This is a genomic window from Polaromonas sp. P1_E3 (genome assembly GCF_056405935.1).
The window spans coordinates 1-8,300 of the sequence record NZ_JBFUBD010000118.1 but is presented as its reverse complement, the minus strand read 5'-3'; the positions used below and the strand labels follow the sequence as shown (position 1 = coordinate 8,300).

Here is an 8,300-nt window from a genome sequence, read left to right as displayed (position 1 = left end):
GAGGTGCAGTGGCTTCCGTTGACACGGCCCTGCATGCCCAGGCGCTGGGCTTCATCTGCMAGGGTTTCGATATGGCGGGAGAGCGGGTCGTCGGATTCGTCGCAATGCATGTCGACCAGCAGGCCGCGCTCGGCGGCGATTTCGCAGAGCAGCTTGACGCTGGCGGCGCCGTCGGCCATGGTGCGTTCGAAGTGCGGGATGCCGCCGACCACGTCCACGCCCTTGTCGAGCGCGCGCTCCAGGTTGTTGATGCCGCCTTTGGTCCGCAGCACGCCGTCTTGCGGGAAGGCGACCAGTTGCAGGTCGATATAAGGTCCGACCTGTTTTTTGACTTCAAGCAGCGCGTCTACAGCCAGCAGGCTGGGGTCGCTCGTGTCCACATGGCTGCGAATGGCCAGCAGGCCTTTGGCCACGGCCCAGTCGCAGTAGGCGAGGGCGCGTTCGATGATGGCCTCGGCCTTGAGCAGCGGCTTGAGTTCGCCCCACAGCGCGATGCCTTCGAGCAGCGTGCCGCTTTCGTTGACGCGCGGCAGGCCGTAGCTGAGCGTGGCGTCCATATGGAAGTGTGGGTCGACGAAAGGCGGGCTCAGCAGGTAGCCGGTGGCATCTACGAACTCGGCGGCGGGCGCATCCAGGTCGGGCTCCACTGCTGCAATGCGGCCGCCCTGGACGGCGACGGACATACCGGTTCTGCCGTCGGGCAGCGCAGCGTTCTTGATCAACAGGTCGAGCATCTTGGGACTCCTGGCAAGGCAAGCCTAGCGCTCGCCTTTGCGGTAAGGTTTCATCAATGCCTGAGGATACGCCRCCTTGCGCGCCACCAGTACCAGCGCAAGGATGGAGAGGGCGTAAGGCAGCATCAGGTACACCTGATAGGGCACGTTCACGATGCCCGACGTTTGCAGGCGCAGCTGCAGCGCGTCAAAAAACGCAAACAGCAGCGCCCCCATCAGCGCCTTGCCGGGCCGCCACGAGGCAAACACCACCAGCGCCACACACACCCAGCCGCGGCCGTTGACCATGTTGAAGAAAAAGGCGTTAAACGCCGACAGCGTGAGGAAGGAGCCGGCCACGCCCATCAGGGCCGAGCCAGCCACGATGGCGGCGGTGCGGGTGGCTGCGACGGAAATACCCTGGCCTTCGGCGGCCTGCGGGTTCTCGCCCACCATGCGGATAGCCAGGCCCGCCGGCGTGCGGTAGAGCAGCCAGGCGATCAGCGGCACCAGCAGCAGCGCCAGCAGCGTGAGCGAGGTTTGCGCGGCCAGCACGTTCAGCCCGCCGCCTGGAAAATCGTCGAGCCAGTGCATGGGGGCGAAGGGCGTGATGGTTGGGGGCGTGTCGACTTTGGGAAAGCTGACACGGTAGCCGTAGTAGCTGAGCGAGGTGGCCAGCAGGGTGATGCCGAGCCCGGACACGTGCTGCGACAGCGCCAGGCCGACCGTCAAAAATGCGTGCAGCAGGCCGAATGCCGCGCCGGTCAGCGCCGCCACCCCCACGCCAACCCACAGCGGTGCGCCGCTGTACACCACCAGCCAGCCGCTGAAGGCACCGGCGACCATGATGCCCTCGATGCCCAGGTTGAGCACGCCGGCACGTTCACACAGCAGCACGCCCAAGGTGCCGAGGATCAGCGGCGTGGCAATGCGCAGCACGGCAATCCAGAAGGGCGCGGCGGTGAGGATGTCGAGCATTTCAGCCATGCAGGGCACCTCTGTTGAGAGGCGTGGAGGTTGGTGTTGCTATGAATTTAATAGCTGCTTGCGCTCGTCTGTATTGGCTTGTGGCTACTATTTTCTGGAAAATTGGCCACGCAGCGGAAACCCGGGGCCCTGTGGGCTGGTGGCTTGGGAGGACGCGGGTGCCAGGAAAATTCATAGCCCCCGGCCCCTCGTTACCACACGGTACTGCGTCATCAAGGTCGCCACCAGCACGGAGATCAGCGACGCCGCCACGATGACGTCGGCAATATAGGTTGGCACTCCGACGGCCCGGCTCATGGTGTCGGCGCCGACCAGCACGCCCGCCACAAATACGGCGGAGGCCAACACACCCAGAGGGTTGAGCGCCGCCAGCATGGCGATCACGATGCCCGTGTAGCCGTAGCCGGGGGACATGTCGAGCGTGACATAGCTGGTGCGGCCAGCCACCTCAATGGCGCCTGCCAGCCCGGCCAGCGCGCCCGACAGCAGTGCGACCAGCACGACCGTGCGGGTGACCGGCACGCCGGCGAATGCCGCGGCTTTGGCGTTGGCGCCTACGGCGCGTATATCAAAGCCCAACACGGTGTATTTCAGAAGGGCCCACAGCGCCCAGGCCAGCGCAGCGGCCCACAGCAGGCCGGTATGGACGCGTGTCTGCTCGACCAGCTTGGAAAGCTCCAGGTCGCCTTGCAACGCCACGCTTTGCGGCCAGCCCATGGCGGCCGGATCTTTCATGGGGCCATCGAGCATGGCCGACACAAACAGCAGCATGATGAAGTTGAGCAGCAGGGTCGTGACGACTTCGTCGACCCCCAACCGGGCCTTCAGCAGGGCGGGGCCCAGCAGCAGCAGTGCGCCCGCAATAGCCGCGGCCAGCATCATCAGCACAAACAGCAGCCAGATGGGCGCATCAAAGCCGGTGCCGCCATGCATGCCGCCCACCGCCACCGCAGCCAGCGCACCGGCATAGAGCTGGCCTTCGGCCCCGATATTAAAAAGCCGCGCCTTGAAGGCGACCGTGGCGGCCAGCCCGGTGAGGATAAGGGGCACCGCACGGGTAAAGGTTTCGCTGAGGGCAAAGACAGAGCCAAAGCCGCCCTTGAACAGCAGCGCGTAGGTTTGGCCCAGCGGCGCACCGGCCCACAGCACCAGCAATGCGCTGATCAGCAAGGTGAAGGCGATCGCACCCAGGGGCGCGAGCACCAGGGCCCAGTGTGAGGTTTGCGTTCTTTTCTCCAACCTCATGCCGGTGTCTCCGCGGTCTGTCCGGCTTTCACGCCAGCCATCGCCAGCCCAATCGCCTCGCGTGTCCAGGCTTCGGCGGGCAGGGCCGCTGTCAGCTGGCCCGCGTGCATCACCGCCACGCGATCGCCAAGCGACATCACTTCGTCCAGGTCGTCTGAAATCACCAGCACCGCTGCGCCTGCGTCACGTGCGGCGATCAGCTGTTGCTGCACATACGCGACGGCGCCGATGTCGAGGCCCCAGGTGGGCTGGTGGGCAATGATGAGTTTGGGGGCTTCGGGTGATGCGGTGTTTGCAGAAGGCGAAACCAGGGCCCGCCCGAGGATGAGCTTTTGCATGTTGCCACCGGAGAGCGATCGCGCCGCAGCGTGGAGGCCACCCCCGCGCACGTCAAATTCACGCATGATGCGGCCCGCATGGGCCTGCGCAGCCTGGCGGTTGACCCACAGTGCCCTGGAAAACGCCGGGCTGCGCAGCCGCTCCGAGACGGAGTTCTCCCAGACGCTGAGGTCGCCGACCACGCCTACTCCGTGCCGGTCTTCGGGGATGCGTGCCACGTCCTGGGTGACCAGCCAGGCTGGCGAGGCTTTCATGGGCTGGCCGAGAAATGTCACGGAGCCCTCGCTGGCAGCGCGGGTGCCGCACAGCAGCTCGGCCAGGGCGAGCTGGCCGTTGCCTGAGACGCCGGCAATGGCGACGATTTCACCGGCCTTGAGTTCGAGCGAAACGCCGTCCAGGCGGTCTTGCCCCGCATCGGCCGTGCTGACACCTTTCAGTGTGCAAACCGGCAGACCAGTCGATGGCGCGGGGCGGCGCCGCGTGGCGGTCACCGCGTGGCCGACCATCCACTGCGCCAGCTGCGCCTGGCTGGTGCTTGTGGCAGGCGCTTCGGCCACCAGCTTGCCCCCGCGCAGCACCGCCACCCGGTTCGACACGCGCAGTACTTCGCCGAGCTTGTGGCTGATAAAAATGATCGACAACCCCTGCGCCACCATCTGGCCCAGCGTGCCGAAGAGCGCTTCGCTTTCCTGCGGCGTCAGCACGGCGGTCGGTTCGTCCAGGATCAGGATGCGCGCGCCGCGGTACAGGGCTTTCAGGATTTCGACCCGCTGGCGTTCACCGACCGAGAGGCTGCCCACCCTGGCATCGGGCGACACGGGCAGGCCAAAGCGCTGTGCCACGTCCAGCAACCTGGCGCGGGCTGCGCTGCGTCGTGAAAACAGCTGCCACAGGGGCTCGCTGCCCAGCATCACGTTGTCGAGCACGCTGAGGTTGTCGGCCAGCGTGAAATGCTGGTGCACCATGCCGACACCCGCGGCCAGCGCGGCCTTGGGGTTGCCGGGCGGCAGCGGCTGGCCAAAGATTTCGATATGGCCTTCGTCGGCTGTGTAGTGACCGAAAAGGATGGACACCAGCGTGGACTTGCCGGCACCGTTTTCACCAAGCAGCGCGAGGATTTCGCCGGCCTGCAAGTCCAGCGAGATCGCGTCGTTGGCGACCAGTGGGCCGAAGCGTTTGGTGATGCCGGTGAGGCGAAGGACGGAATTGGTCATCCTGGAGGACTAATGCCTGGAGTTGTGGCTCCAGACCAGCGGGGGCCGCGGAACTGGCTTTGCCAGGCCGCAGGCGCCGTCCCCTGCAAGGGGAGAAGGTGCTACACGCAGTGAGCATCCGACAGGGGTGTGCATTATTTCCAGGCCGCGAGAAACGCCAGCAGCACCTTGGCCGAGTTGTCTGCGGCGATATTCATGAAGGTCACCATTTCGTTGGCAGCTTCACCGCCGCCGGCCAGGTCGCTGAGCGAGCGGAAAGCAATGTAAGGAACGCTGTTGCTGTAGGCCACCATGCCTACGGCGGCGGTTTCCATGTCGAGCACGTTGGCCTGGAAGGTCTTGAAGGCGTATTCGCGGAAGGCTGCGTTGTCGACAAAAGCCTGGCCTGACACGCCGTTGCCGCCCACCATCAGCTGCGGCTTGTGCGTGAGGCATACCCCCGCGTTGCAGGCGCCGAGTTCGATGTTGCCCATGGCCCTGGCAACCGCGAGCATTCCCGGGTCGACGTCAAACCAGAACTTGCGTACGGGCACCGGGTTGGCGGCGGTGCGCGTTTCGACCGGGCGCGGGTGCAGCATGCCGAAGGGTGCCAGGGTCTGCGCCTCCATGCGAGGCGGGATAGTGAAGCGGCCCGGCGAAGTTTCGCGTGCCATCAGCACCTCAAGATATTGGCCCCACTGCGTGGGTACGCTGACGTCGCCGATGTGCAGGGCCGGGTTGACGCCGCCGGCGATGCCGCTGAAGACAATGTGCGTGATGTTGAAACGGTCGAGCACCAGCTGCGTGTTCATGGACGCGTTGACCATGCTGATGCCGGAAAGGAACAGCACGACCGGCTTGCCCTGCAGGGTGCCGGTGGTGAAGTCAACACCGTTGATGCGGTGCCTGGCAGGGTCTTGCAAGCGGTTGAGCAGCAGCGTCAGCTCGGGCTGAAAGGCCGATATCACCGCGATGCGGGGTGTGGCATCAAGCCGGACTGGGACGCCGGCAACTGCGCCAGGCGCATGAGCTGGATTGGGTGGGGCGGGTGCCGGTCCCGCACACCCCAAAAGGCCCAATGAGAGGAAGGACAGGAATGCCAGCGGCGCCGCGGCCCGCCAGGCATGGGACCGACTGAAAAGAAAACGCCGCAGGCAAAACAGGGATTGCATACGGCGCTTTCAGAAGGACAAGGGCGAGGAGGCGTAAAACGCCGGCTTATTTGGCAGTGGACTTGGGCTGGYCGTCGTCGACCTTGACGGTGAACTTGCCGGCCAGGATGTCGGCTTCCTTGGCTTTGACCTTGGCGACGATGTCGGCGGGAACCTTTTTCTCGAAGGTGCCCAGCGGAGCGAGTTCGGAACCTTTGTACTTCATCATGGAATAGGGGCCGTAGTCCTCAGCCTTGAATTTGCCTTCCTTGACGGCCTTGATGGCGCGGTCAATGCTGGGTTCCATGTTCCACAGGGCTGACGCCACCACGGTGTCGGGGTATTTGTCCTGCGTGTTGATGACGTTGCCGATGGCCAGCTTGCCTTTTTCCTTGGCGGCGTCGCTCACGCCAAAGCGCTCTGCGTACATCACGTCGGCACCCTTGTCGATCATGGCGAAGGCGGCTTCCTTGGCTTTGGGCGGGTCAAACCAGCTGTTGATGAAGCTCACGCTGAACTCGACCTTGGGGTTGGTTTCTTTCGCACCGGCCATGAAGGCGTTCATCAGGCGGTTGACTTCGGGAATCGGGAAACCGCCGACCATGCCTATCTTGTTGCTCTTGGTTACGCCGCCGGCAATCATGCCGCTCAGGTAGGCCGGCTCCTGGATGTAGTTGTCGAACACCGAGAAGTTGGGTGCCTGCGCCTTGCCGGACGAACCCATGAGGAAAGACACTTTCGGGAAGTCCTTGGCAACCTTGCGGGCCGCGGCTTCTACTGCAAAAGCTTCCCCGACGATGAGTGCGTTGCCGGCCGTGGCGTATTCGCGCATGACACGTTCGTAGTCGGCATTGGAGACGTTTTCAGTGGCCTTGTATTCGATTTCGCCGCGCGCTTCGGCGGCTTTGAGCGCCTTGTGCAGGCGGCTGACCCATTGCTGCTCGAAAGGTACGGTGTACAGCGCAGCGACCTTGGTCTTGGCCTGGGCAAATGCCAGGCCGGGCAGGGCGATGGCGGCGGCTGTGGCCAGCAGCACGAGATGGCGGCGCTTGACGGTCTGGGGCATGGGACTCTCCGGGTTGGGTTTTCAGGTGGGTGGGTGGTGTCTGGAAACTGCTATCAATTAAGGAGCTGCTTGCGCCCGTCCACAAAGGGCTGGAGCCTTATTTGGTTCCGAAGATCCGGTCGCCCGCGTCGCCCAGACCCGGCAGGATGTAACCGTGGCTGTTGAGCTCGCGGTCAATCGCGGCGGTATAGATGGCAACGTCCGGATGCGCAGTCTGCAGGGCCTTGATGCCTTCGGGGCAGGTCAGCAGGCAGACGAACTTGATGGACTTGGGGTTGAGCTCTTTGAGCCGTTCGACCGCCGCGATGGCCGAGTTGCCGGTGGCGAGCATCGGGTCGACCACGACAATGTCACGCTCTTCCATATCATGCGGCATCTTGAAGTAGTACTCGACGGCCGTCAGGGTTTTCGGGTCGCGGTACAGGCCGACGTGGCCGACGCGGGCGCCGGGCACCACGCTGAGCATGCCCTCAAGAATGCCATTGCCGGCGCGCAGGATGGAGACAAACACCAGCTTTTTGCCGTCGATGACTTTGGACGTGGTGGTTTCCAGCGGGGTTTCGATCTCGATGTCCTGCATCGGCATGTCGCGTGTGACCTCGTAGGCCATGAGCATGCTGAGCTCATTGAGCAGGGTGCGAAAGGTGTTGGTAGAGGCGTCCTTGCGGCGCATCAGGGTGAGCTTGTGCTGCACCAGGGGGTGGTCAATCAGGTGGACTTTGTTGCTCTGGACGGTCATGTGCTTGTGTGCCTCTGTGTTTTTATCTGTCGGTCTTTAGGTTCCGCTCGGGCTGCCTTGCCTTGCCTTGCTGGCCTGCTTCCGCATAGCTTCAAGGTGATGCTCAGAATACGGTACCGTCGCTTTCGATGTTCAGGGGCGGCAAACCTTGATGCAATTGCTGTGCCAATGCACGGCCCGCAGCCCAGGTGCCGCCTTCAAGCACACAGGCCAGCGGCATCTGTTCGGCCGTCAATCCCAGCTGCTCGCGCACCAGCGGTGCGAGCTCGTCAAGAAGGGCCACGGTGAGTGCGCGCCATTCGACGATGAGTTCGTCGCCGGCGGCATGCAGCCGGTTGGCCTGGGCCGGGTCCTTCAGCACCAGCACGCCGGCATCGARGAACAGGCCGCCGTTGCGGTATTCAGGCAGGCCCGTCAGGGCATCAAGCCCTTTGACTTGTACACCGGCCCACTCGAATGGCTCGAGCAGTGAATAGGTGAGCCACTGCGACAGCTTGTGAAAAGGCATCCAGCCCTGGCTGGGACCAGCTTTTGCCGATTCGCCATCGCCCGCTGCGTTGTGCTGCCAGCAATCGCCCAAGGGGATGGTGCCCAGGACGTTCTGGGCTGGCCAGATGGACGAGAGGCTGGTGAGCAGCACCGACAGCAGTTCATGCGCCTCAATGGCGCTTTGCCCGGGCTGCACCAGCGCCTCAAACAAATGGCCGGGCCGGCCACGCTGGCCAAAGATCGCGGGCTGGTCTTGCAGCGCCTGGCCCAGGCGCCGCAGCAGCGCGGCGCGCCCGTCGAGGCCGATCAGCGGATTCTCGGGCGTGACCTGGAAAGCCTGGGCCAGCTGGTCGGCGGTAATGGTTTTGAGGCGGGCAG

At 64.2% G+C, this 8,300-nt stretch carries 8 protein-coding genes; all 8 read right to left on the bottom strand.

What is annotated here, in order from left to right:
• A partial coding sequence (locus AC1D0Z_RS13100; RefSeq protein WP_477658664.1) for a cytosine deaminase occupies nt 1–734 on the bottom strand: 734 nt, incomplete at its 3' end.
• Between the two features lie 24 nt (nt 735–758).
• The gene (locus AC1D0Z_RS13095) at nt 759–1,700 is read right to left on the bottom strand and encodes an ABC transporter permease (protein WP_477658663.1); all 942 of its coding nucleotides are present in this window, start codon (nt 1,698–1,700) and stop codon (nt 759–761) included.
• Nucleotides 1,701–1,871: 171 nt separating this feature from the next.
• Nucleotides 1,872–2,945, bottom strand: a complete 1,074-nt coding sequence (locus AC1D0Z_RS13090; protein ID WP_477658662.1) for an ABC transporter permease — start codon at nt 2,943–2,945, stop codon at nt 1,872–1,874.
• Entirely contained in the window at nt 2,942–4,498 is a 1,557-nt protein-coding gene (locus AC1D0Z_RS13085; RefSeq protein WP_477658661.1) for an ABC transporter ATP-binding protein, read from the bottom strand. Before AC1D0Z_RS13085 ends, AC1D0Z_RS13090 begins: the two co-directional genes overlap by 4 nt.
• Before the next feature lie 134 nt (nt 4,499–4,632).
• Nucleotides 4,633–5,649, bottom strand: coding sequence for a 5'-methylthioadenosine/S-adenosylhomocysteine nucleosidase (locus AC1D0Z_RS13080; protein WP_477658660.1), 1,017 nt, complete (start codon nt 5,647–5,649; stop codon nt 4,633–4,635).
• 46 nt (nt 5,650–5,695) lie between these two features.
• Nucleotides 5,696–6,694 (bottom strand): BMP family protein, encoded by a 999-nt coding sequence (locus tag AC1D0Z_RS13075; protein ID WP_477658659.1) that lies wholly within the window; start codon nt 6,692–6,694, stop codon nt 5,696–5,698.
• A gap of 97 nt (nt 6,695–6,791) precedes the next feature.
• Complete coding sequence (upp, locus tag AC1D0Z_RS13070) at nt 6,792–7,433, bottom strand: uracil phosphoribosyltransferase (RefSeq protein WP_477658658.1); 642 nt, start codon at nt 7,431–7,433, stop codon at nt 6,792–6,794.
• Nucleotides 7,434–7,536: 103 nt separating this feature from the next.
• On the bottom strand, nt 7,537–8,300 hold a 764-nt coding region (locus AC1D0Z_RS13065; RefSeq protein WP_477658657.1), incomplete at its 5' end, for a DUF1688 family protein.

Bases quoted from the DNA above. Each gene is read 5' to 3' on its own strand.
- AC1D0Z_RS13090 (WP_477658662.1), bottom strand. From the start codon at position 2,945: ATGAGGTTGGAGAAAAGAACGCAAACCTCACACTGGGCCCTGGTGCTC.
- AC1D0Z_RS13085 (WP_477658661.1), bottom strand. From the start codon at position 4,498: ATGACCAATTCCGTCCTTCGCCTCACCGGCATCACCAAACGCTTCGGC.
- AC1D0Z_RS13080 (WP_477658660.1), bottom strand. From the start codon at position 5,649: ATGCAATCCCTGTTTTGCCTGCGGCGTTTTCTTTTCAGTCGGTCCCAT.
- upp (WP_477658658.1), bottom strand. From the start codon at position 7,433: ATGACCGTCCAGAGCAACAAAGTCCACCTGATTGACCACCCCCTGGTG.